Origin of the sequence: Serratia sp. BNK-12, from assembly GCF_047456085.1 — a bacterium.
GTDB classification, from domain to species: domain Bacteria; phylum Pseudomonadota; class Gammaproteobacteria; order Enterobacterales; family Enterobacteriaceae; genus Serratia; species Serratia liquefaciens.
The window spans coordinates 4,992,078-5,015,316 of record NZ_CP179896.1; the positions used below are offsets into that span (position 1 = coordinate 4,992,078).

Here is a 23,239-nt window from a genome sequence, read left to right on the forward strand (position 1 = left end):
AGCCTGCTGAACCTTGACGATATCAATGCAGCTGGAACTGCTGCTTCAGCGGTTGGACGGCGCTGTCGGTCAGGGGAACGCACAGGCTCGACAGCACATTGCTGCGGAACGGGATCACCTGAGTTCGGCCATCAAGATGCACTATCTGATAGAACTGCGGTAGGTTGAAGTTGATGAAGCTGGAGCCGTAGGTGAAGCGATCGTGCGAGGAAGAGTAGAAACGGCTAACGTCACGCACCAGTTCCTCTTTACTGCCTTCGCAATGGTGATAAACCTCAACCCGGTTAGACTCATCCAGAATATAGATGTTAAAACCTTTATCGTCCGTGGTGTCTTCGAAGAAGAACTGAATAATCCCTTCGCTGGCGAAACCGTCCACCACCGGCGGCAGATGCACCTGATCGGTTTCCACTTTGATCGACAGGCCGTGCAATTTGTTGTTGGAAATTGCGCCGTAGAACTCCACCGCGTTTTCCAGCTTCTGCACCGACACGCTCAGCCGTTCGAAGAACAAGCCCCAGGTCTGGCCGGCAACACGTACCGCTTTAAAACGGCCCGGCTCCAGTCGGGTGCTGGACAGGCGTAGCTCAATACACTCCGACACCAGCTGCTGTATACGGGTACGGATCAGGCCGCGCAGGTGCTGACTGTAGCAGAACACCTCGACCGATTCCGGCGGCGCGGCATCCTGGTGCATTTTGCCGAGAATGGTCTTCAACGCTTCAAGCACCGATTGCTCGCCGCTGAAATGCAAAGTACGCACTTCGTTCCAGGAGTTGCGATACAGCAGATCGATACTGCCCACCAGGCACTGCTGTTGCTGACCAAAGCTGAATACATCGAGCTTGCGGAAATCGAAATGCACCACCTGATTGCGGAAGGCGGCGGTCGGATCGTTTTCCAGATTGACGATTATCGCCAGGTGACGAATTTCGCACGGGCTGTACAGCGCTTTTGGCGTGGGGGCCGCCAGGCGCAGCGGGAAGTGGTGCGACACATCGGCCACCAGTTCCTGCAGTTTTGCGGTATCGCACAGGTTGCCGCTCTTGATGTGCAGACGGGTTTTCGGCGTCAGCAGCCCGTTGAAATAGGCCCAGGCCACCAGCTTGTTGAGGTAGCGGTTATATTCCAGCGGCTGATGGCTGACGATCGAGTCCATGGCCGGTGCCTGGTTATAAAGATACCAGCCGGTGCGGTTGGCACGGCCAATCGGCACGTGAATAAAGGTCAAGTCGTCTTCTGACAGGTCCGGCGAAATCTGTGGGTTCACCAGCGTCACCTTGCCGGGCAGCGCTTCAAACGCGGCGTACAGCTTACGGGTGAGCACGCCGATATCCTGCGGGCTGGCGCTGACGCTAAGGTTGTTGCGGCGAGCGAAGCGGATCAGGTTGCGATAGCTTTGCATCATCGCATCCAACAGTTCGTTGTGTGCTTCACGTACCCGTTCGATTTTCCAGTTGGCGCGATTATCCAGGATCGCCAGACGCTCTTCGTCCCAGCCCCATTCGCTGACCAATTGGCTGAGAATTTCACGACGCCAGCCGACGCACGCATTGGCGCGGGACAGTTTTTCACAGACTTTCAGGTAGAAACAGCGGCGGACCAGGTCGAGGCGGGTAGTGTCGTTGATTTGATTCAGATAATGCGTAACGCGTTCGAGCATCATACAGTAGGCGTCGAGACCAAAGCAGACAATCTCGCCCTGATGCAGGCGCTGTTTGATGTCCATCGCCAGCAGCTGCGTATTCGGGTATTCCCAGGAATAGGCTTCCAGCAGCAGGGTTTTCAGCACCGCCTTGTAAGGCGAGTCGATGCTTTTGTACAGTTGCCACAGGCTGGCACCGAAATATTCTTCCGCCGACAGCGTGCTCAGACCGCCGAGATCCAGCCATTCGTTCGGCGTTAACGCGCCTTGCGAGTAAAGCGACAGCACATACTCATCGTAGTGTGCTTCTTCTTCGCCCGGCACCATGTTCCACAAAATACGTTTGCCGGCCAGGCGCACCGCGGTGCGGTAAAATTCGTCCAGCAGCAGGATATGTTGGGTGGAGCCGCAGTCTTCGCCCCCTAGGCTGCCGCTTTCGTTATGACGGAAGCGGTTTTCATCGATCAGGAAGAAGCTGACTTCCACCCCCATCGACGCCGACCATTTTTCCAGCAGGCTGCATTTTTGCTGCAGGCGGTTACGCTCTTCGTTGTCCAGCCAGGATTGGTGGCACACCCAGATGTCGAGATCCGAGCTGCAACTCTGGCCGATCGACGAGGTGCTGCCCATCGAGTAAACCCCGGTAATCGGCAGTTCACCGCTGGCCATTTTGTCAAATGGGCTGCCCCATTTGTCTTCTAAATCATTGAGGTAATCTTGTTGAGTTTCATCAGGCGTGTAGAGGCAAACGCCATGGGGAACGTTACCGTTCAGGTAACCTGGCATCAGTGGGTGGTGGTGGTGCAATAAGGTAGGCAGCAGACTGTATACCCGTTGAAACGCGGGCTTCATGGCCGCTAGGGCGCGATCGATTCGTAATTGATTGATCGCATCCAGTCTCTGCTTCAGTGTCTCGATGTAGAGGTACAAGACGTCTCGCCTGATTATCCCGGTGTTTAGAAAAAAACCCGTATTCCATAAGTGCCGTTAGTGTTGGAAGAATATTTGGCAACTTATTGTTGGAAACGTGATCAATTTAACACCTTGCTGATTGACCGTAAAGGAAGTAACGCTTCACTATTATTGTAGCGCCACTCCAAACGATTTACCCGCAGTGTTAACTGCCCCAAAACACATCACACGTCCCGTTGATTCCGTTGTCCTTTCTTCGCCTGTGGCTTCTTGCACTGACAGTTTTCACACTCAGTGGTAGGATGAACGGCGAATTATAAAAACGGTAACAAGCATGTTAGACAAAATTATTCGAATTGCCACCCGACAAAGCCCACTCGCGCTTTGGCAAGCACATTATGTGCAGCAGCGCCTGATGGCCAGCCACCCCGGCCTGCAGGTCGAACTGGTGCCGATGGTCACGCGAGGCGACATTATTTTGGATACGCCGCTGGCGAAAGTCGGCGGTAAAGGGCTGTTTGTTAAGGAACTTGAACTGGCGTTATTGGACGGCCGTGCGGATATCGCCGTTCACTCAATGAAAGACGTCCCGGTCGATTTCCCCGAAGGCTTGGGTTTAGTGACTATTTGCGAGCGTGACGATCCTCGCGACGCATTTGTTTCCAATCGTTTCGCATCGCTCGATCAACTGCCGCAGGGCAGCGTGGTCGGTACCTCCAGCCTGCGTCGTCAGTGCCAACTGCGTGAGCGCCGTCCGGATCTGATCGTGCGCGATCTGCGCGGCAACGTCGGTACCCGACTGGCAAAATTGGATAACGGCGATTACGACGCCATTATTCTGGCGGTCGCCGGGCTTAAGCGCCTGGGGTTGGAACAGCGTATCCGCAGTCCATTGAGCCCGGAAGAGTGCCTGCCGGCCGTTGGCCAGGGCGCAGTGGGTATCGAATGCCGCCTCGACGACGAAACCACCCGCGCGCTGTTGGCACCGCTCAATCACGTTGCCACAGAAACCCGCGTACGTGCCGAACGTGCGATGAATACCCGGCTGGAAGGCGGTTGCCAGGTACCGATCGGCAGCTATGCCGAACTGGAGGGCGACAGCCTGTGGCTGCGAGCCCTGGTGGGCTCTCCAGACGGTAGCCAAATGGTGCGCGGCGAACGCCGCGGTCCGGCAGCTCAAGCAGAGCAGATGGGCATTGAACTGGCGGAAGAACTGCTGGCGCAAGGCGCTCGTGAAATTCTGCAGGACGTTTATCAGGGGAATCCCCCTGCATGACGATTCTGGTAACCCGCCCCTCGCCTTCCGGAGAAGAACTGGTCAGCCGACTGCGTGCGCTCGGTCGGGTTGCCTATCATGCTCCGTTGATCGACTTCGCCCCCGGCGGCGATTTGCCAAAATTGCCGCAGACGTTACAGCAGCTTAATGATGGCGATCTGGTGTTCATCCTGTCGCAGCACTCGGTGAGCTACGCCCATTCTGTGATGGGCCGCGTCGGGCTGTCATGGCCTGCCAGGCTTGCCTATTACGCTATCGGTCGTACCACGGCGCTGGCAATGCACCGCATCAGCAGCCTGCCGATAGAATACCCGCGTGAGCAGGAGATCAGCGAAACATTGCTGCTGCTGCCGGCGCTGCAGAAGCTGGAAGGTAAACAGGCGCTGATCTTGCGCGGTAACGGCGGCCGTGAGCTGCTCGGCAACACACTGAGCGAGCGCGGCGCTGCGGTCAGCTATTATGAATGTTATCAACGCAGCCCGGTGCACTATGATGGCAGCGAGCAAAGCGCCCACTGGCAGCGTGCCGGTGTTGATACGCTGGTAGTCACCAGCGGTGAAATGTTACAACAGCTCTATACTTTAGTTCCTGATTACTACCGTTCTTCGTGGCTGTTACGTTGCCGCCTGGTCGTAGTGAGTGAACGTCTGGCTACCCTCGCCCAGGAACTGGGCTGGAGCACAATTCGGGTAGCTGATACCGCCGATAATGACGCGCTGATCCGCGCGCTACAATAAACCTGACTATGGGATGTGCCACTATGACGGAACAAAATACCCCATCCGCCCCGGTTGAAGAACCAACCTCTGCGGTTGAGAGCCCCCAGCAGCCAGACGCTGAAAAGCGTAAAGGTAAAAATACCGGCCCGGTGTTGGGCGCGATCGCGATCGTGCTGGTTATCGCTCTGGCTGCCGGCGGCTATTACCATACACATCGACAGGCGCAGCAGCTCATCGCCGCCAATCAAACGCTGCAGCAACAGCTGGAAACGCTGAAACAAAGCCAACAGCAAGAAAGAAGCGCGCTGGAAGGCCTGCTGCAGCAACAGGGCAAAACGCTGGACGCCGCCGATCGCGAACAGGCAACCCTGGCGCGACAGCTCAATGAACTGCAAGAGAAAGTCGCCATCATCTCCGGCAGCGATGCCAAAACCTGGTTGCTGGCGCAGGCCGATTTTCTGGTGAAAATGGCCGGGCGTAAGCTGTGGAGCGATCAGGACGTCACCACCGCCGCCGCGCTGTTAAAAAGCGCCGATGCCAGCCTGGCTGACATGAATGACCCGAGCCTGCTCGAGGTTCGTCGCGCCATCACCGAAGACGTCAGCACGCTGTCCACGCTGACTCAGGTAGATTTCGACGGCATCATTCTCAAGACCAATCAGTTGTCCAATCAGGTGGATAATCTGCGCCTGGCGGATAACGACAGCGACGAAGCGCCGATGGATCAAGACAGCAGCGAGCTGTCGAGCTCGATCGGCGAATGGCGGCAAAACCTGGCCAAAAGCTGGCACAACTTTATGGCCGACTTTATTACCATCCGCCGCCGCGATAGCAATGCGGAGCCGCTGCTGGCCCCGAACCAGGACATTTACCTGCGCGAAAATATCCGTTCGCGCCTGCTGGTTGCCGCACAGGCCATCCCACGCCATCAGAACGAAGTGTATAAGCAGTCGCTGGAGACCATTTCCACTTGGGTTCGCGCCTACTTCGATACCACCGACCCGGCCACGAAAGCGTTCCTGGAAGAGTTGGATGCCCTGAGCCAGCAGTCGATCACCATGGACGTGCCGGATCAGCTGAAAAGCCAGCCGCTGCTGGAAAAACTGATGCAGACCCGGGTGCGTAATCTGATGGCCCAGTCCCCTGCCGCTCATCAGGAGGGATAAGCCATGTTACGCGTGCTATTTCTGTTCCTGGTGCTGATCGCCAGCGTGGTGGTTGGGCCGATGTTGGCCGGCCATCAGGGCTATGTGCTGATTCAGACCGATAACTACAATATCGAAACCAGCGTCACCGGCCTGGTGATCATGGGTATCTTGCTGTTTGTGGTGCTGCTGGTGATCGAGTGGATCCTGCGCCGCATCTTCAGCACCAGCGCCCGCACTCGCGGCTGGTTCCTGGGCCGCAAACGCAGCCGTGCGCGTAAGCAGACCAAGGCCGCGCTGATCAAACTGGCCGAAGGTGATTACAAGCAGGTTGAAAAACTGCTGACGCGCAATGCCGATCACGCTGAACAACCGGTGGTGAACTACCTGCTGGCCGCTGAGGCCGCACAGCAACGGGGTGACGATTTCCGTACCAATCAGTACCTGGAACGCGCCGCCGAAGCCGCCGACACCGACCAGCTGCCGGTAGACATCACCCGCGTGCGCATCCAGCTGGCTCAGGGCGAAAACCATGCGGCACGTCACGGTGTCGATCGCCTGCTTAACCAGGCTCCGCGTCATCCCGAAGTATTGCGACTGGCGGAAATGGCTTATCTGCGCACTGGCGCTTTTGCCTCATTGCTGGAGATCCTGCCGTCGATGAGCAAGATCAATCTGCACAGTGAGGCTGAGCTGCAGGCGCTGCAACAACAGGCCTACATTGGCCTGATGAATCAGGCGATGGCGGATGAGGGCAGTGATGGCCTGAAACGCTGGTGGAAAGATCAGAGCCGCAAAATCCGGCATGAGGTGCCGTTGCAAATCGCGATGGTGGAACACCTGATCGAATGCAATGACCATGAACTGGCGCAAGAGATCGTACTCGACAGCCTCAAGCGCCAGTATGACGAACGCCTGGTGTTGCTGATCCCGCGTCTGAAGTCCGGCAACCCGCAACAGCTGGAGAAAGCGTTGCGTCAGCAGGTGAAGCAGCATGGTGCCACACCACTGCTGAACAGTACCCTGGGCCAGTTGCTGATGAAGCACGGCGAATGGCAGGCGGCGGCCGATGCATTCCGGGAAGCGCTGAAACAGCGTCCAGATGCCTACGATTACGCTTGGCTGGCTGACGTGCTGGAGAAGCTGCACCGCTCGGATGAAGCAGCACAGATGCGTCGTGAAGGCCTGATGCTAACGCTGAAGCAGAACGGCGAATAACGCACAATGCACTGTCTTCAAGGCGCGCCCACAGGTCGCGCCTTTTTTATCTAACGTTGTTTATACCCAAGATAGTTAGAGTCACAGCAAGGCGGCAAGCTCACGAATCCCCAGGAGCTTGGTCAACCAAGTGACTGGGGTGAGAGCGCGCAGTCAACGCAGCTGTGGCTTCAAATATGATGGGTATTAGGCAAAAAAAACACTTGCCGCGGTGGCAAGTGTATAAAAAAGCAATCAGGTCTAGGACAACAGGGGCGGTGCCTCACTCAACGTTTTGCCCGGAGTGTGATGTCAGCCATTGCAAGCAACGCCGTCATCGTTCTGGTGGGCAATAGGCACCCTAAATCGGCTCTGCGTCATTCCCAGGGTTTATGAAGCCTAAGGCGAACATAAGAGGTGGAATGAGCATCTACATAGTGGATATTGCACTTGGCGTGCCAACTTTGGGAAAAACGCATCACCCCTTCAGGTGAATAGCCTAATAAGCTGAATTAAAACAGATTTAATCTCAGCACTTCGTTTCATTCCGCTCACTGCCCTTTCTGCTGCTATCACCTGACGTCTACAGATATGTCGCCTTAAAACGACGACTTAAGCCAAAGTCATTTTTATTAAATAAAATCAATATATTAAATGTCTCAAGCTGACGACAATGCGGCATGCCGATGTCGCCGGAAGCCAACACCAAGCCAAAAGCGTCCTGGCGGGATACGATAGCTAGCGGGCAGAGGCAAAACCAGAGCAGGAGGGTGTAAAGCGGAATGTCAGAAAGCAAAAAGCCCGTTCATTGCTGAACGGGCTTTTCTGAATGTGGTCGGCGAGAGAGGATGACTTGCATCTGCGATGCCGCCCTACGGGCCGTTGCTAAAGCAACGTTGTCTCGCTGCGCTCGGCTCAAACCTCCTTCGGAGGTGCTCATCCTATAAACTACAGATGTAAAAAAACCCGCTAAAAGCGGGCTTTCTTGAATGTGGTCGGCGAGAGAGGATTCGAACCTCCGACCCACTGGTCCCAAACCAGTTGCGCTACCAAGCTGCGCTACTCGCCGATTTCTTGTTGCAGATACTACTAAATTTTATCGCTTATGTCTATGTAAATATTAAATTTATTAGACATTTTGTGTGGTGCGAAGAGAGGGACTTGAACCCTCACGTCCGTAAGAACACTAACACCTGAAGCTAGCGCGTCTACCAATTCCGCCACCTTCGCACAGTCACAAAACAGCTTAAAATTCTTCACTTCTCTTAGGAAGTGGGGTGGCTAATGGGACTCGAACCCACGACAACTGGAATCACAATCCAGGGCTCTACCAACTGAGCTATAGCCACCATTACTTCTTAACTACTTCACGCGGTAATACTACCACCGCAGCTCTTGCACACAAACTTAATGGTGCGCCCGACAGGATTCGAACCTGAGACCTCTGCCTCCGGAGGGCAGCGCTCTATCCAGCTGAGCTACGGGCGCATAGCGCCGTTGCGGGAGGGGATACTACGGATTTAACCCAATCCTGTCTAGTGCTTTTTCGCAGAAATGTTGTGTTTGATTACGCTTTGCTCACTCCCGCGCAGGAAAGCGCTATCCGTAGCCCCTTTTCACCGGTTATTGCTGTGTTTCTGTCCGTTTTTCAGCCGGATGATGTTTCTTGTGCATGCCGAAAGCAAAGTAGCACAGGCTGACTGCCGCTAAGAAAATCGCCCCGACCAGCAAAGAAATTCGCGTATCCGGGTTAATTCCCATGCCGATCAGCACGCAGACCAAGAAAGCGATGGTCAGATAGTTCACATAGGGGAACATAATCGACTTAAAGCTGTGGGTTTTAATCGCTTCCTTATGGGCACGGCGGAAATACAGTTGGCTAATCAGCACCACGAACCACGGCACCATGCCCGGCAACACGCTGGCGCTGTAGACATAGACAAACACCGCCTGCGGATTGGGAATGAGGTAATTCAATCCGGAACCGACTAACAGACAGGCAATGGTCACGGCGATACAGTTAACCGGCACGCCGTTGGCGGACAGCTTGGTCAACGACGCCGGCAACTGCCGGTTTTTAGCCAGTGCGTACAGCATACGGCCACCGCTGTACATCCCGCTGTTACAGCCTGAAAGCGCAGCCGTGAGCACCACAAAGTTAATGATACCGGCGGCAGCGACAATACCGATTTTGGCAAAGGTCAGCACGAAGGGGCTGCCTGCAGTGCCAATACCGTTCCAGGGGAAGATGGTGACGATGACAAAAATGGCACCGACGTAGAAGATCAGGATACGCCACAGGATATTGTTAATCGCACGCTTCAGAGTCACCTGCGGTTTTTTGGCTTCACCGGCGGTGATCCCCACCAGTTCAACGCCCTGATAGGACGCCACAACAATACAAAGCGCGAACAGGAAGCCCTTCCAGCCGCCGGCAAAGAAACCGCCGTGCTCGGTCAGGTTGGCAAAGCCAATCGGCTGCCCGCCATTCCCGAAGCCAAAGAAGATCACCCCCAACCCCACCAAAATCATCACAATGATGGTGGTAACCTTGATCATGGCAAACCAGAACTCCAGCTCGCCGTACAGACGCACGGCGGCCAGGTTGGCCAGCGCTACCATCGCCACGGCGATCAACGCCGGTATCCACTGCGGGATTTCCGGGAACCAAAACTGCACGTAGACCCCAACGGCGGTGATTTCCGAGATGCCTACGGCAATCCACATAAACCAATAGCCCCAGGCGGTCAGGTAGCCAAAATAGGGATTCATGTATTTATGGGCATAAACGGCAAAGGAGCCCGCGACCGGTTCAAGGAACAGCATCTCGCCCATCGAACGCATAATGAAGAACACGAACAGGCCGGCAATAATATAAGCCAGCAACACCGAAGGCCCCGCCCATTTCAGCGTACTGGCCGAGCCCATAAACAGGCCCACCCCGATGGTGCCCCCCAGAGCAATCAGCTCGATATGCCGGGCTTCCAGCCCCCGGTGTAGGCCTTGCGGTTTTTCTTTGTGTGCCATAAATCCTCAATATTATTTTTTTGATTGTGTTTGCATGCCGGCCGTTACCGGTCGTTATTGTTTTAATGAAAATAGCGTAAAACCTCTCCCGCCGCGTTGGCGGACACCAGCTTGTGATGGGACGATCTTACGGTGAGAAAAACGTCGTTAAGCGCTATCACGTTTTGCGCCAACGCTCAGGGATAATTTCCGGGCGGTATCGTTTCGCATTTTGCCGCTATAAGCAAACCGCAATTTAAAACTTTATGGAATAAATACAGGTGAGTTTATGGACTGAGGTTATAGGGGTGCTGACGAATACGCCATAAAGCAGGTTATTTGAACAATTGGTTGCATCGGGGCGGGATCCTCCGCCCCAGCATCGTTCTTACATCTTGCCGCGGTAATAGTAGCCGACAAACTTCAGCAGTTTCAGTTGGCGCCCCAGGCGGCTCGGTTGGCTTAGCAGCCGATACAACCACTCCAGACCGAGGTTCTGCCAAATCTTTGGCGCACGCTTCACGTGCCCGGTGAACACGTCGTAAGTACCGCCTACGCCCATATAGAGCGCCTGCGGATGCACTTTACGGCAGTCACGCATCAGGATTTCCTGTTTCGGCGATCCCATGGCCACCGTCACAATGGCGGCACCGCTGCCGCGAATGCGTTCGAACAGTGCATCCCGCTGTTCAGGCTTGAAATAACCGTCCTGGCTGCCCACCAGGTTTACATTCCACTGGCTACGCAGCTTCTGTTCGGTTTCCGCCAGCACCGAGGGTTTGCCGCCAATCAGGAAGACCGGCGTACCCTCGCGTCCGGCGCGCTGCATCAACGCTTCCCACAGGTCGGCTCCCGCGACGCGCGATACCTCTGCCCGCGGGTATTTACGGCGGATCGAACGTACCATGCTGATCCCGTCCGCATACTTGTATTCGGCTTCATCCAGCAAGGCGTGCAGCGCAGTATCTTCTTCCGCCTTGAGGATCTTTTCGGCATTCATCGCGACCAGCGTGCCCTGCTTTACCCGGCCGCCGTCAAACAGAAAATCCAGGCATTGCGCCATATCGCGAAATCCCCACAGGCTGAAACCGCGCAGCTCATATTGGGGAACCGAAATCTTTGCTTCCATCGTTATTATTACCCTTACAGAAGGCCGTCGACCCGAACGGATGATGGCGTCGATGCCAGCGTACGCGTACGCCGCACCCGTGCCTTAATCAACCCGGCAGTGTCAAACAGCCAGTACAACAACTTAGCCATCAGCAGGCAGGCGCCAAAAATAAGGCAGAAGAACACCACTCGCGAGACAAAGGAATCTACCCCTTCGCGCGCCAACACGATGATGTTGAAAACCGCACCGAAGCAGAAACTTTGCAATATCGCGGCCTTATACCGGTTAGGTTCGCTTTTGCCCATCTCATACAGCCAGTCGAACCACTTGATGATCATCCCGACCAGTACCGCGCCAACGGGAATAAACACCGCACCGCCCATCACCACCAGTGAGCCGATAAGCGTGGGTGATATCGCCAGGCCGGAATGGTTATTCAACACTTCCCAGGTGAAATAGTTGGCGCTATTGAGCACCGTGTCCGGTCGCCCCGGCCACAGCCAGGCCGGAATGAACACGTAGAAATCGCGCACTATCGGTGCCAGGCCCTGGAAGTCAATCTTGTCGTAGTTTTGCAGCAACAGCGCCAGGTTTTCCCATGGCGAGAAGGTATCGCGCGTCAGGTAAAGGAAGGTATAGAACGCTTCGGGACCGCTGACGTCCAGGCTGTAGCGCTTTAACGCCAGCCAGAACATGCCGACGATACCAAACACGCCGGCGGCCACCAGCATCCACAACGAGATCCAGCCGTGCACGATGCCGATAAACAGAAACAGCGAGAAGGCAATAATGATATTGGCGCGGGTACCGCCAACTATCACGTAAGTCAGGATGCCAAAGGCCACCGTCGCCGCCAGGAAAAAGAACCAGGCGCGCAGATCTTGCTTCAGGAAATACACCACCAGCATCGCCGGGATGAAGAAATAGAAGAACCGCTTGAGCGCCACCCCGGAGACATCGCTGGAGAAAATTTGGCTGTAAGAGTTGAGCTTGAACAGCAGGAAACCGTTTTGCATGAAGAAAATACCGACGGTCGCCATCGCCACCAACGCCAGCAGCATCCAGGTCAGATGGGTTTCCACCCTGTTCATGGTGAACACCGGCTTACGCGGTTGCACGCTGCGCTTTCGCAGCCGGGTTTTATAGCTGACGTAATAAATCGCATAAAACGCAGTAGCGGAGAGGATCGCATAGAGTAAAAACTCTACCGGTACCACCTCGACGTCAAACTGAAACACCAGCAGACAGGTCAGCGGGAAACCGAAGTAAAACGTCAGCAAATACAGTAGCGTAAAGAAGACGTTAAAATTGAAACGGACGCGCCTAAACTCCTGGTAAGCCAGCGTCAGAATAAACAGCACGCTCACCAGATAAACGATAAACAACCCGCCAAATTGCGCCAGCGTCATACGTTGTCCCCTGCCGCCAGGGTTAATGCCTGCTGCCAGCCATCAACGTAGTTAGGGTTGAAGAAAGCGATGGCCTGTTTATCGACGGATGCCAGTTGGCGTTGCGCTTCACGCACTACCGCCTCATCCAGCGAATCGCCATAGAACAGCACCGGCAGATGTTGCTCCGCCAGATCCTGCCAGAACGGGTTCTGTCGGCTCAGCACAAAGGGCACGCCAAACTGGATCAGAAGACACAGCGTGCCTATGCCCTGCTGGCGGTTAAAAATAAAGTAACCGAGATCGCACTCGCGCAGGATATTCAGGTAATCGTCGAACGCCACCTGCTGCGTCAGCACCTGCAGGTTCCTGGCGCTGAACAGCTTTAGCCCGGCGCTGCGCACCTGTTCAATATAGGCGTCGTTATTGGCCGGGTAGCCCATCGGCAGGATCACCCGTACCTCGGCGCCAAACTGCTGATGAATCGCTTTCAACGCCTCAATATGACGGTTGGTACGATCGCCAGAGTTCCCCACCAGAATGGTCATCGGCCCGGCCAGGTTTTTCTCTACCTCAATGCCGGTTAACGCCGGATCCATCCGCGTCGGGAAATACAACAAAGAGGCCGGCACGCGGGCATGGCGCTGCTGGTAATGAATAATATCACCGCGGGTCGCGAACACGTGTCTCACTCTGCCCTGCGCAATACGGCGCAGCAAATAGAACAGGCGGAATTTCCAACTGGTGGCGTTTTCATACAAATCAGCGCCCCAGATATGCCAACTCACCTGATCGGCCTTGATTTTACCGCTCAGCAACGCCAGCCACAGCGTAGGGTTAAACTGGCCGTGCAGGAAGAAACGCTGATTGCGATCGGCCTGCGCGCGGGCGATGACCGCCATCGCCAGACTTTTCTTGTCCGGATGGCATTCAATGCTCAGCTCGGGGAACCCCCCTAACGCAGCGGCATCTTTGGCAGCCACCATAAAATGACGCGTCTGTTCGGACGGCAGGCGTTTCGCCAACACATCGTTGAAGAAACGCAGCACCGTCTGATTGTGATGCGGGATGTCAGATCCCAATACGTGAATCAGTGTCGTCATACTCGTCTACGGTAAAGAATAAATACGCAGCCACAGAGCGTGAAGTACACGATGTAGGTTGCCATGTAGGCCTGTGCCGCTCCCAGCGCACCATGCAGCGGTATCAACCAATGCGAGAACAGCGTTAACAGCAGGAACTGACTGACTTCGGTCAGGATATAAAAACGCAGCGACGCCTTGGCAATCACCAGATAGCCGAACACATAGGCGCCCACTTTCAGTACGTCCCCTACCAGTTGCCAGGCAAACAGATCGCGCATCGCGACGAATTTGTCCGTGAACAGCAACCAGATGGCGAAGTCGCGCAGTAACCAGACCGTGAAACTCGCCGCCGCTACTGCAGGCAGTACAAATTTTAATGAGCGCACAATCTCTTGAGTGATGGCGCTTTTTTCCTTCAGCCGCGACAGCGTAGGCAGCAGATAAACGGTAAACGAGGCGGTGATAAACTGCAGGTAAGCGTCGGAAATACTGCTGACGCCCTGCCAAATCCCGACCTCATCCCAACTGTAATGGCTGGCCAGCAGGTTACGCATCATCACATAGGCCACCGGCAGCGTCACTGATGTGATCAATGCCATGATGGTGAACTTGCCAAGATGGCTGGCTAACGCCTTGTCCCATGCCAATGCCAAATAGCGCAGCGGCAAGGTTTTGCGCCGCCAAAGGATAAAACCTGCGGGCAACACCACCAAGGCCGGCACCAGTGCCAACCCCGCCAGCGCGCCTTCGTAGCCGCCCAGCTTAAAGCACAGGTAGTAAGCCACCACGCCAATCAGGCTACCGCCAATCACCGCCAGCGCGTTGCCCATCGCATCGCGGTAGCCTTTCAGCACCGCCATAAACAGGTTGGCATAGGCGATACCCATCTGAATAAAGGCTACCGCCCGCACCACGCCGACATAGTCAGCATGGCCGAACAACCCGATACTGATAGGCTCCGCCGCAAACAGAAAAACCAGCGCCAACAGCGTGGAAAAGCCCAGCACGATGCTTGACGCCGTTCCAACAGCCAGCCGTAACCGCTGCGGATCCTGATGATATTCAGCTACGTACTTGGTGATGCCGTTAAAAATCCCGGCACCGGACAGCACGCCCAGCACGGTAATCAGCTGACGGAAGTTGCCCGCCTGCCCAACCCCGCTGGGGCCAAAGGCCACCGCCAGCAGTTTCACCACCAACAGCCCCACGCCAATCTTGATCAGCGTGGAGCCCGCGGTCCAAATTGATGCTTTTGCCAACGACATATCAGGCGCAGAAGCTAAGAATGGTATTGATCACCGTACGTTGAGTGACATCAGACATATTGTAGAACAACGGCAGACGCACCAGACGCGCACTTTCCTGGCTGGTGAAGCGGTCTTCGCCGGAAAAACGGCCAAAACGATCGCCCGCCGGGCAGTCGTGCAGCGCGATGTAATGGAACACCGCCATGATTTCCGCTTCTTTCAGATAATCGATAAAGGCCGTGCGATCTTCAATATCACGCAGTTTGATATAGAACATGTGCGCATTATGCACGCAGTCCGCCGGGATGGTCGGCAGCACAATACGGCCGGCGTTTGCCAACGGCAGCAGGCTGTCATAATAGGTCTGCCACAGTGCCAGACGACGCTGGTTGATGCGGTCAGCCGCTTCGAGCTGGCCCCAGAGATAGGCAGCCTGCAAATCTGACATCAGATAGCTGGAACCGATATCGCGCCAGGTATACTTGTCCACCTGCCCACGGAAGAACTGGCTGCGGTTGGTGCCTTTCTCACGAATGACTTCTGCCCGGTCGATCAGCGCCGGATCGTTGATCAGCGTTGCGCCGCCCTCACCGCCGGCAGTGTAGTTTTTGGTTTCGTGGAAGCTAAAACAGCCAATATGACCAATGGTACCGAGCGCTTTGCCCTTGTAAGTGGACATCACACCCTGCGCGGCGTCTTCTACCACCCGCAGGTTATATTTTTTCGCCAGCGCCATGATGGTGTCCATCTCGCAGGCCACCCCGGCGTAATGCACCGGCACGATAGCGCGTGTCTTATCGGTGATAGCCGCTTCGATTTTAGTCTCATCGATGTTCATGGTATCCGGACGCAGATCGACAAACACCACGGTGGCCCCGCGCAGCACGAAGGCATTGGCGGTTGAAACAAAGGTGAAGCTCGGCATGATCACTTCATCACCCGGCTGAATATCCAGCAGGATAGCCGCCATCTCCAGCGACGCGGTACAAGACGGCGTCAACAGCACCTTCGGGCTGCCAAAACGCTGTTCCATCCACTGTTGGCAACGGCGAGTAAAACCACCATCTCCGCACAGCTTGCCGCTGTCCATCGCAGCCTGCATATAGTCAAGTTCAGTGCCAACAACCGGCGGAGCGTTAAATGGGATCATGTTTTCCTCTGTATAACCAATACGAGGTGCTTTCAATAACAGCACCCTGTCGTTGATAGAGCCGTAATGCGGCGATATTGCCGAGCTGTGTCGCCACCCGCAGACGCATCCGCGAGTCTTTCCGACACTCTGCAATGGCCGCCGCCATTAATCGCGCACCAATACCTTTACCTGACGCGCCGGGGAAAGCTGCCAGCAGGCCGATTCTAACCTCTTGGCCGCCGATATCACGCAGGCTGACAAAGCCCTCCGGCTGACCGGCTTCGTCCAGTGCCAACAGGCATTGGTGATCGAAGGTTCCCAGTACCGCTTTTTCGATCCAGGCGGCATAGAAACGCCCGCTATCCTGAACGTCGTACCAAGGGGCCCGAAAACGGCTGGCGGTGAACACATTGGCCGCTGCCGCACGCAATACTGGAATATCCTCCGGCACTGCCAGGCGAATCGCTGGCGGTAGCGCACTCTGCGACGATGCACATTCCGTGCCGATATTCAGCAACAGATCGACCTCCGCCTCAACCAGTTGGAAACCCAGACCCGACAATGCGTCCGCCCAGGCGGTTTGGTGCGCCGGGATTTTAGCTTGCACCAAGGCGTAGGCTGCCAGAGCGGCCTCGGTCAACGCCGGGGCCGTGGTGGAAAAGTTGAGCCTGGCGCTGCCAAGAGCGAAAAATTCGCTTTCCCAGGCTAAGGGCTCAATATTGGCGTGGACGCGCATGCAATAAATCCAGCAGATACTTGCCGTAACCGGTTTTGACCAGCGCCTGTGCGGCACGTTTCACACCGTCATCATCCAGCCAACCGTTGCGCCAGGCGATCTCTTCCAGGCAGGCAATTTTAAAGCCCTGGCGTTTTTCCACCGTCTGCACGAAGCTGCTGGCTTCCAGCAGGCTGTCATGAGTACCGGTATCCAGCCAGGCGAAACCGCGGCCCAGCAGTTCAACGGTCAGTTCGCCACGTTCCAGATACATCTGGTTAATGCTGGTAATTTCCAGCTCGCCACGGGAGGAAGGCTTGACCTGTTTGGCAAACTCCACCACCTGACTGTCGTAGAAGTACAGGCCGGTCACCGCCCAGTTGGACTTGGGCTCGACAGGTTTTTCTTCGATCGATAAAGCGCGGAAGTTATCGTCAAACTCCACCACCCCAAAACGTTCGGGATCCATCACCTGGTAGCCGAACACGGTAGCGCCCTGGGTACGTGCAGCGACCGTTTTTAGTTTCGGGCTAAACCCTTGACCAAAATAGATATTGTCGCCTAACACCAGACAGCTCGGCTCGCCGGCCAGGAACTCTTCACCGATCAGAAACGCCTGAGCCAGACCATCGGGGCTGGGTTGTTCGGCATAGCTGAGATTAATGCCAAACTCTTCGCCGTTACCCAACAGACGTCTGAATGAAGGGAGGTCTTCCGGTGTGGAAATAATCAGAATGTCGCGGATCCCGGCTAACATCAGCACCGACAGCGGATAGTAAATCATCGGCTTGTCGTAGATCGGGAGCAACTGCTTGGATACGCCGCGAGTAATTGGATGCAAACGTGTACCGGATCCACCCGCCAGAATAATACCTTTCATACTCACTCCAGAATCCACTGGGCCACCACTCAGGCAGCCCGGGTAAACTTAGTCGGATAAACCTAAACGCTCACCCGCATAGGAACCATCCTGAACGCGACGCCACCAGGTTTCATTGTTCAGGTACCAGGAAACCGTTTTGCGAATGCCGCTTTCAAAGGTTTCTTGCGGGTGCCAGCCCAGCTCCCGGTCAATTTTCCCGGCGTCGATCGCATAGCGCATATCATGGCCCGGGCGATCCTTGACGTAAGTGATCAGATCGCGGTATTGCGCCACGCCCTGCGGTTTGTTCGGCGCCAGTTCTTCCAGCAGATCGCAAATGGTATGCACTACTTCAATATTCTTGCGCTCGTTGTGACCACCGATATTGTAGGTTTCCCCTACCACACCTTCGGTAACGACCTGATACAACGCGCGCGCATGGTCTTCGACATACAGCCAGTCACGCACCTGCGCACCGTTGCCATACACCGGCAACGGTTTGCCGGCAACGGCATTGAGGATCACCAGCGGGATAAGTTTTTCCGGGAAGTGGTACGGGCCGTAGTTGTTGGAACAGTTGGTGACCAGCGTCGGCAAGCCATAGGTCCGCAGCCAGGCGCGGACCAGATGGTCGCTGGACGCCTTGGAGGCCGAATACGGGCTGCTTGGCGCGTAAGGTGTGGTTTCGGTGAACAAGTCATCCGTACCGTGCAAGTCGCCATACACTTCGTCGGTGGAGATATGGTGGAAACGGAAGCTCTGCTTCTTCTCCGCCTCCAGCGGCTGCCAGTAATGCCGTGCCGCCTCCAGCAGGGTGTAGGTTCCCACCACGTTGGTTTCGATAAAGGCCGCCGGGCCATCAATCGAACGGTCGACATGGCTTTCCGCCGCCAGGTGCATGACCACATCCGGCTGATATTGGGCAAACACCCGATCCAATGCCGCGCGATCGCAGATATCCACCTGCTCGAACGAATAGCGTTCGCTATCAGCAATCACCGCAAGCGATTCCAGGTTGCCGGCGTAAGTCAGCTTATCCACCACCACCACGCTGTCCCGCGTGGCTTCAATAATATGCCTGACGACCGCGGAACCGATAAAACCGGCGCCCCCAGTGACTAAAATACGTTTCAACGCCATACCCCTTTGGTATCTACTACCCAGGATTGCGTGATCTCTTCCGGCCTGATTGCCTTGAATTGCTTATGATCGACCAACATCACGATCACGTCCGCCTGCTGCAACGCGTCGGCCATCGCTTTCAGCGTCACATGGCCCGCCAGCGATTTCGGCAGTTGCTCAACGTTCGGCTCCACCACCAGGGTTTCACCCACGTGCCAATCAGCAATTAAATGCGCCACTTCCACCGCCGGGCTTTCGCGCAGGTCGTCGATATTCGGCTTGAATGCCAGGCCGAAGCAGGCAATTTTCACTTCCGACGCACGCTTATCGGTTGCTGCCAGACAGTCAGCCACTGCGGCTTTCACACGATCAACCACCCACAGCGGTTTTCCGTCATTCACCAGGCGCGCGGTATGAATCAAACGCGCCTGCTGCGGATTTTGCGAGACAATAAACCAAGGATCGACCGCAATACAGTGGCCGCCGACGCCGGGACCAGGCTGCAAAATATTGACCCGCGGATGGCGATTCGCCAGGCGGATAAGCTCCCAGACATTGATGCCCTGATCGGCACAAATCAACGACAGCTCATTGGCAAAGGCGATATTCACATCGCGGAAGCTATTTTCGGTCAGCTTGCACATCTCAGCGGTGCGTGAATTGGTAATCACACACTCGCCCTCGAGGAAAATCTTGTACAGCTCGCTGGCGCGCTCCGAGCATTTTGGCGTCATACCGCCAATCACCCGATCGTTTTGAATCAGCTCAACCATCACCTGCCCCGGCAGCACGCGCTCCGGACAGTAGGCAATATTCACATCAGCGGCCTCACCTGCCTGCTGCGGGAAACTGAGATCGCTACGCGCTTCTGCCAGCCACTGCGCCATCTGTTCGGTCGCGCCCACCGGCGAGGTGGACTCCAGGATCACCAGATCGCCTTTTTTCAGCACCGGTGCCAAGGATTTGGCGGCGGCCTCGACATACGCCAGATCCGGCTCATGGTCGCCTTTAAACGGCGTCGGTACCGCAATCAGGAAAGCATCCGCTGCCAGAGGTTTGGTCACCGCCTGCAGATAGCCGCCGTCGACCGCGTCTTTCACCACTTTATCCAGGTCGGGTTCAACGATATGGATCGCACCACGGTTAATGGTATCCACCGCATGTTGGTTAACATCTACGCCCACCACTTTTTTCTTGCGGGAGGCAAACGCCGCCGCCGTTGGCAGACCGATATAACCCAGGCCGATAACCGAAATAGTGTTAAAACTCATAGTGTCACCTGATGATTCTTCAAAGCTTCCAGAATACGCTGGCAGGCATGCCCGTCACCGTAAGGGTTATGCGCCCGGCTCATGGCGTGATATTCGTTTTCGTCCGTCAGCAGCCGGTTAACCGCATCAACAATTTTTGCTACGTCGGTACCCACCAGCCGCACCGTGCCAGAATCTACCGCCTCCGGCCGCTCGGTGGTGTCACGCATCACCAGCACCGGCTTACCTAATGATGGTGCCTCCTCCTGAATGCCGCCAGAGTCGGTCAGGATCATATATGACTTGGCCATCAGATAGACAAAGGGCAAATAATCCTGGGGATCTATCAGGATGATATTATCAATCCCTTTCAGAATGCGGTTGACCGGCTCGCTGACGTTGGGGTTGAGATGCACCGGATACACCACCTGCACTTCAGGATGAGTACGGGCAATTTCTGCCAGCGCGCTGCAAATTCGCTCGAACCCACCGCCAAAGCTTTCGCGGCGATGCCCAGTTACCAGAATCAACTTTTTATTGTCGGCATCCAGGAACGGGTAGCGTTGAGCCAGGCTGTCATGCAAGGCCGCATCACCCATCACCCGATCGCGTACCCAGAACAACGCGTCGATTACCGTGTTGCCTGTGACGAAGATATGATCGTCCGGTAACAGTTCGCGCAACAGGTTCTGTCGCGAGTTTTCCGTCGGGGCAAAATGGTACATCGCCAGATGGCCGGTCAGCTTGCGGTTAGCCTCTTCCGGCCACGGGGAGTAAAGGTCGCCGGTACGCAGGCCCGCCTCTACATGCCCTACCGGGATACGCTGATAAAATGCCGCCAGGCTGGTGGCCAGCGTGGTGGTGGTATCGCCATGAACCAACACCACATCCGGTTTGAATTCCTCAAGAACGCCTTTCAGGCCTTCAAGGATGCGGCAGGTGATCTCACTTAATCCCTGGCCGGGTTTCATGATGTTCAGATCGTAATCAGGCACTATCTCAAATAACCGCAATACCTGATCCAACATCTCACGATGCTGTGCCGTCACGCAGACTCTTGATTCAAAGGCTTCATCCTGAGCCAGGGCATGTACCAGCGGTGCCATTTTGATGGCTTCAGGTCTGGTGCCGAAAACAGTCAACACTTTCACAGCGAATCTCTTTTGGTCGGTTAACCGCAGGCGAACCTGCGAATTGGGCGCTCTCACGCCCATCAGCGAATTATTATATTATTTTTATTTACGCGGCCGACGCACCAGGGCAACACCTGCGCCAACCAAAGCGCCCATCGCGCCCCACATGATCAACCAGAATACACGACGTGGGCTGTCACGTTTTACCGGCTCTTCCGGGGTCCGCAAATAGCGGTAAGTCTGAAATTTCTCGTCCAGCGTTGGGCCAACGTTCAGGGTCGCCAGCATCGCGCGATTTTGGTCGTAGTCCAAATCAAAGGTTGGGCCCGAAGCCTGTAATCCTTCCAGACGCGCCTGCAGCATAGGCTTGCCCAGCAGGAACAAATCGGAGTCTGGCAGCTGTTCTGCCGGGGTATCGGTCTGAGTCCGGCTAATGCCCTGCGTCTCGGCAATTTTTAACGCCTGTTGGATGGTGTTCAGCTCACGCTTGTACACGGCCTCTGCCACCGCTTCCTGGCGCTTGACCTGCGCTTTCATCGACGTGGTACGAGCCGCCCAGGCACCCTGGATCTCTTCGTTTAAATGCTGAGCCGCGCGGTGGCTGGCAAACGCCACGTACTGACGCAGCAGGCGATTGGCATCTACCGCCGTTTCCGCCGTCAGTTTCACACCGTCGTTCGGCACTTTTTTGTCGTCACGCGGCGTAAACTGGATATTGTTAATCAGCTCGTCGAGCAAGGCCGCATCGGCGCCCGCGTCGCCTTCCTGGCGCTGTTTGTAATAATCGCTCTGCAGCCAGAAATCTCGGCGCGTATCGTAAGCCGCCAGCTGCATAATAAATTCATTATAGGCTTCGTCAGCGATGCCCGGTTGCTCGGTAGCCGCCGCCGGCAGAGTGCGCACATCCAGATTACGCAGGAACTGTTGCTGGGAATAATACCCCCCCAACGCATTCACCGTTGGCCGATCGGTAATCGCCGCCGCGCTCCACTCCTGTTTCACCAGGTAGGACACCACCAGCGCCACTACGGCGAACAGTACCGCAATACCGATAATCCATGACTTACCGCGCCACAGGGTACAGCACAGGCCGCGAATATCGAGTTCGTTATCCACTGCCGGGATAGTCTTGTCAGACGTTGTTTCTGGATTCATCACTGCCCAAAAGCCTCTGGTTAGGATTCTTGCTTATTGTCGTTCGAACGGCGCAGGCGCCGTTTGATACGCTTAATGTAACGTGCAACACGCCAGGCGCGCTTAATGCAGTAACCGTACAAGAAGAAGGCAAGCAAAAATAATGCCAACATTACCCATTCAGGGATAAAAGTAAGACGTTCGCCGATCACGCCGATGGCCGCCAGCAGCGCCGCCGCCAGGGTAATCAGCACGAAGGCCTGCCGTGGCGTAAAGCCAGCGCGCATAATCAGATGGTGAATGTGTTGACGGTCTGGGGAGAAGGGGCTCATCCCTTTGCGTAAGCGTCGATACATGATCGCAATCATGTCCATCAATGGAATAGCGATAATCCACAGGGCGGTAACAGGATTGATGGAATGGGCTTTACCCTGTGAACTTTGCAGCAGCAGCCAAATTGCGGTGAAACCGATCAGCGTACTGCCGGCATCCCCCATAAACACCTTGTAACGTCGGCCAAGAATGCCGAGGTTAAGCAGGATATAAGGAACGATAGCGGCAATCATCGCGAAGCACCAGAAGGCCAAATCGGAGTGGCCGCTCAGGTACAACAGCACGCCCAGCGCACCGAAAGAAACGCACGAAAGCCCGCCCAGCAGGCCATCAATGCCGTCTACCATGTTAAAGGCGTTGATAGCCGCCCAAACGGCAAACAGCGTGACCAGATAGCCGAACGGCCCCAGTTGCATTTCCCAGTCGCCAAGCACATGACCAAAACTGCGCAGGTAGAGCCCGGCAAACACCATCATCGCAATGCCGACCAATGCCTGGACCAGCGCACGAATTTTAACGCTGATATCGAAACGATCGTCGAGAGCACCAACAAACACTAATAACCCCGCACAGGCGAGGTAGAGTTTTCCGTGCGCAATCGTTTGGTCAGAGATCAAGAAAGCGAAGCACAGCCCGGCGTAAACAGAAATACCTCCGACAAGTGGGATCAACCCCTGATGACGTTTGCGGTAATTAGGTTTATCAACCAGTCCAATACGTTTTGCTGCTTTGCGAGCAACAAAGAGAAAAGCCAAGGAAAACAGGAAAACAAATAGAATTTCAGTACTCATAGTGAGTAAGTTCACAGTTAACAAGATCTCTGTAGA

18 protein-coding genes, 4 tRNA genes and 1 other RNA gene are annotated in these 23,239 nt (G+C 55.4%); 4 read left to right on the forward strand and 19 right to left on the reverse strand.

All coding sequences use genetic code 11. The annotated features are described in order from the left end of the window. Positions 1-22 precede the first annotated feature (22 nt). The gene (locus ACMGG1_RS23335; protein ID WP_046374741.1) at positions 23-2,575 is read right to left on the reverse strand and encodes a class I adenylate cyclase; all 2,553 of its coding nucleotides are present in this window, start codon (positions 2,573-2,575) and stop codon (positions 23-25) included. A gap of 316 nt (positions 2,576-2,891) precedes the next feature. On the opposite strand from ACMGG1_RS23335, the gene hemC reads away from it, so the two are divergent. Genes hemC through hemY form a run of 4 tightly spaced genes read left to right on the forward strand, consistent with a single transcriptional unit; the run spans position 2,892 to position 6,915 of the window. Then, a complete protein-coding gene (gene hemC / locus ACMGG1_RS23340; RefSeq protein ID WP_130016601.1) occupies positions 2,892-3,833 on the forward strand; it encodes a hydroxymethylbilane synthase in 942 nt (313 codons plus the stop codon). Continuing rightward, positions 3,830-4,570 carry a uroporphyrinogen-III synthase gene (hemD, locus tag ACMGG1_RS23345; protein ID WP_128864833.1) on the forward strand — a complete coding sequence of 247 codons (741 nt, stop codon included), beginning with the start codon at positions 3,830-3,832 and terminating at the stop codon, positions 4,568-4,570. The genes hemC and hemD overlap by 4 nt, the downstream gene beginning before the upstream one ends. A 23-nt stretch (positions 4,571-4,593) precedes the next feature. Then, a complete protein-coding gene (gene hemX / locus ACMGG1_RS23350) occupies positions 4,594-5,718 on the forward strand; it encodes a uroporphyrinogen-III C-methyltransferase (protein ID WP_142816125.1) in 1,125 nt (374 codons plus the stop codon). A gap of 3 nt (positions 5,719-5,721) precedes the next feature. After that, positions 5,722-6,915 (forward strand): protoheme IX biogenesis protein HemY, encoded by a 1,194-nt coding sequence (hemY, locus tag ACMGG1_RS23355; RefSeq protein WP_116691461.1) that lies wholly within the window; start codon positions 5,722-5,724, stop codon positions 6,913-6,915. 811 nt (positions 6,916-7,726) lie between these two features. Here hemY and ACMGG1_RS23360 read toward each other — a convergent pair. The 18 genes from ACMGG1_RS23360 to wecA all read right to left on the reverse strand — a co-directional run bounded on the left by ACMGG1_RS23360 (position 7,727) and on the right by wecA (position 23,218). Beyond that, a non-coding RNA gene (locus ACMGG1_RS23360) (RtT sRNA) lies at positions 7,727-7,855 on the reverse strand. 31 nt (positions 7,856-7,886) lie between these two features. Further along, positions 7,887-7,963, reverse strand: a tRNA-Pro gene (locus ACMGG1_RS23365). A gap of 74 nt (positions 7,964-8,037) precedes the next feature. Then, positions 8,038-8,124: transfer RNA gene (locus tag ACMGG1_RS23370), tRNA-Leu, on the reverse strand. A 43-nt stretch (positions 8,125-8,167) separates the two neighbouring features. Then, positions 8,168-8,243 (reverse strand) — tRNA-His (locus ACMGG1_RS23375). 62 nt (positions 8,244-8,305) lie between these two features. Beyond that, positions 8,306-8,382 (reverse strand) — tRNA-Arg (locus ACMGG1_RS23380). 135 nt (positions 8,383-8,517) lie between these two features. Continuing rightward, the gene (gene thrP, locus ACMGG1_RS23385) at positions 8,518-9,921 is read right to left on the reverse strand and encodes a bifunctional threonine/serine APC transporter ThrP (protein WP_410529094.1); all 1,404 of its coding nucleotides are present in this window, start codon (positions 9,919-9,921) and stop codon (positions 8,518-8,520) included. Between the two features lie 367 nt (positions 9,922-10,288). Next, positions 10,289-11,029, reverse strand: a complete 741-nt coding sequence (gene wecG / locus ACMGG1_RS23390; protein ID WP_128864831.1) for a lipopolysaccharide N-acetylmannosaminouronosyltransferase — start codon at positions 11,027-11,029, stop codon at positions 10,289-10,291. 14 nt (positions 11,030-11,043) lie between these two features. Continuing rightward, entirely contained in the window at positions 11,044-12,420 is a 1,377-nt protein-coding gene (wzyE, locus tag ACMGG1_RS23395; RefSeq protein ID WP_414161051.1) for an ECA oligosaccharide polymerase, read from the reverse strand. Next, positions 12,417-13,502, reverse strand: a complete 1,086-nt coding sequence (locus ACMGG1_RS23400; protein ID WP_130016598.1) for a TDP-N-acetylfucosamine:lipid II N-acetylfucosaminyltransferase — start codon at positions 13,500-13,502, stop codon at positions 12,417-12,419. Before ACMGG1_RS23400 ends, wzyE begins: the two co-directional genes overlap by 4 nt. After that, entirely contained in the window at positions 13,499-14,749 is a 1,251-nt protein-coding gene (gene wzxE, locus ACMGG1_RS23405) for a lipid III flippase WzxE (RefSeq protein ID WP_414161052.1), read from the reverse strand. Before wzxE ends, ACMGG1_RS23400 begins: the two co-directional genes overlap by 4 nt. 1 nt (position 14,750) lies before the next feature. After that, entirely contained in the window at positions 14,751-15,881 is a 1,131-nt protein-coding gene (gene rffA / locus ACMGG1_RS23410; protein ID WP_122080554.1) for a dTDP-4-amino-4,6-dideoxygalactose transaminase, read from the reverse strand. Continuing rightward, positions 15,868-16,599, reverse strand: coding sequence for a dTDP-4-amino-4,6-dideoxy-D-galactose acyltransferase (rffC, locus tag ACMGG1_RS23415; protein ID WP_130016596.1), 732 nt, complete (start codon positions 16,597-16,599; stop codon positions 15,868-15,870). Before rffC ends, rffA begins: the two co-directional genes overlap by 14 nt. Further along, positions 16,577-17,458, reverse strand: coding sequence for a glucose-1-phosphate thymidylyltransferase RfbA (gene rfbA / locus ACMGG1_RS23420; protein WP_269935281.1), 882 nt, complete (start codon positions 17,456-17,458; stop codon positions 16,577-16,579). The genes rffC and rfbA overlap by 23 nt, the downstream gene beginning before the upstream one ends. A gap of 48 nt (positions 17,459-17,506) precedes the next feature. Beyond that, positions 17,507-18,580 (reverse strand): dTDP-glucose 4,6-dehydratase, encoded by a 1,074-nt coding sequence (rffG, locus tag ACMGG1_RS23425; protein WP_414161053.1) that lies wholly within the window; start codon positions 18,578-18,580, stop codon positions 17,507-17,509. Continuing rightward, the gene (wecC, locus tag ACMGG1_RS23430) at positions 18,571-19,833 is read right to left on the reverse strand and encodes a UDP-N-acetyl-D-mannosamine dehydrogenase (RefSeq protein WP_020824752.1); all 1,263 of its coding nucleotides are present in this window, start codon (positions 19,831-19,833) and stop codon (positions 18,571-18,573) included. Before wecC ends, rffG begins: the two co-directional genes overlap by 10 nt. Continuing rightward, positions 19,830-20,963 carry a non-hydrolyzing UDP-N-acetylglucosamine 2-epimerase gene (gene wecB, locus ACMGG1_RS23435; protein WP_122080551.1) on the reverse strand — a complete coding sequence of 378 codons (1,134 nt, stop codon included), beginning with the start codon at positions 20,961-20,963 and terminating at the stop codon, positions 19,830-19,832. The genes wecC and wecB overlap by 4 nt, the downstream gene beginning before the upstream one ends. An 84-nt stretch (positions 20,964-21,047) precedes the next feature. Continuing rightward, the gene (gene wzzE, locus ACMGG1_RS23440; protein ID WP_041414104.1) at positions 21,048-22,100 is read right to left on the reverse strand and encodes an ECA polysaccharide chain length modulation protein; all 1,053 of its coding nucleotides are present in this window, start codon (positions 22,098-22,100) and stop codon (positions 21,048-21,050) included. Positions 22,101-22,120: 20 nt separating this feature from the next. Continuing rightward, entirely contained in the window at positions 22,121-23,218 is a 1,098-nt protein-coding gene (wecA, locus tag ACMGG1_RS23445; RefSeq protein WP_115057947.1) for a UDP-N-acetylglucosamine--undecaprenyl-phosphate N-acetylglucosaminephosphotransferase, read from the reverse strand. Between the last annotated feature and the right edge of the window lie 21 nt (positions 23,219-23,239).

What these genes read in the sequence shown, in the direction of transcription:
- wzzE (WP_041414104.1), bottom strand. Translation starts at nt 22,100, where the DNA reads ATGAATCCAGAAACAACGTCTGACAAGACTATCCCGGCAGTGGATAAC.
- thrP (WP_410529094.1), bottom strand. Translation starts at nt 9,921, where the DNA reads ATGGCACACAAAGAAAAACCGCAAGGCCTACACCGGGGGCTGGAAGCC.
- wecG (WP_128864831.1), bottom strand. Translation starts at nt 11,029, where the DNA reads ATGGAAGCAAAGATTTCGGTTCCCCAATATGAGCTGCGCGGTTTCAGC.
- hemC (WP_130016601.1), top strand. Translation starts at nt 2,892, where the DNA reads ATGTTAGACAAAATTATTCGAATTGCCACCCGACAAAGCCCACTCGCG.
- wzxE (WP_414161052.1), bottom strand. Translation starts at nt 14,749, where the DNA reads ATGTCGTTGGCAAAAGCATCAATTTGGACCGCGGGCTCCACGCTGATC.
- rffG (WP_414161053.1), bottom strand. Translation starts at nt 18,580, where the DNA reads ATGGCGTTGAAACGTATTTTAGTCACTGGGGGCGCCGGTTTTATCGGT.
- ACMGG1_RS23400 (WP_130016598.1), bottom strand. Translation starts at nt 13,502, where the DNA reads ATGACGACACTGATTCACGTATTGGGATCTGACATCCCGCATCACAAT.
- hemX (WP_142816125.1), top strand. Translation starts at nt 4,594, where the DNA reads ATGACGGAACAAAATACCCCATCCGCCCCGGTTGAAGAACCAACCTCT.
- rffC (WP_130016596.1), bottom strand. Translation starts at nt 16,599, where the DNA reads ATGCGCGTCCACGCCAATATTGAGCCCTTAGCCTGGGAAAGCGAATTT.
- wzyE (WP_414161051.1), bottom strand. Translation starts at nt 12,420, where the DNA reads ATGACGCTGGCGCAATTTGGCGGGTTGTTTATCGTTTATCTGGTGAGC.
- rffA (WP_122080554.1), bottom strand. Translation starts at nt 15,881, where the DNA reads ATGATCCCATTTAACGCTCCGCCGGTTGTTGGCACTGAACTTGACTAT.
- hemD (WP_128864833.1), top strand. Translation starts at nt 3,830, where the DNA reads ATGACGATTCTGGTAACCCGCCCCTCGCCTTCCGGAGAAGAACTGGTC.
- rfbA (WP_269935281.1), bottom strand. Translation starts at nt 17,458, where the DNA reads ATGAAAGGTATTATTCTGGCGGGTGGATCCGGTACACGTTTGCATCCA.
- wecC (WP_020824752.1), bottom strand. Translation starts at nt 19,833, where the DNA reads ATGAGTTTTAACACTATTTCGGTTATCGGCCTGGGTTATATCGGTCTG.
- hemY (WP_116691461.1), top strand. Translation starts at nt 5,722, where the DNA reads ATGTTACGCGTGCTATTTCTGTTCCTGGTGCTGATCGCCAGCGTGGTG.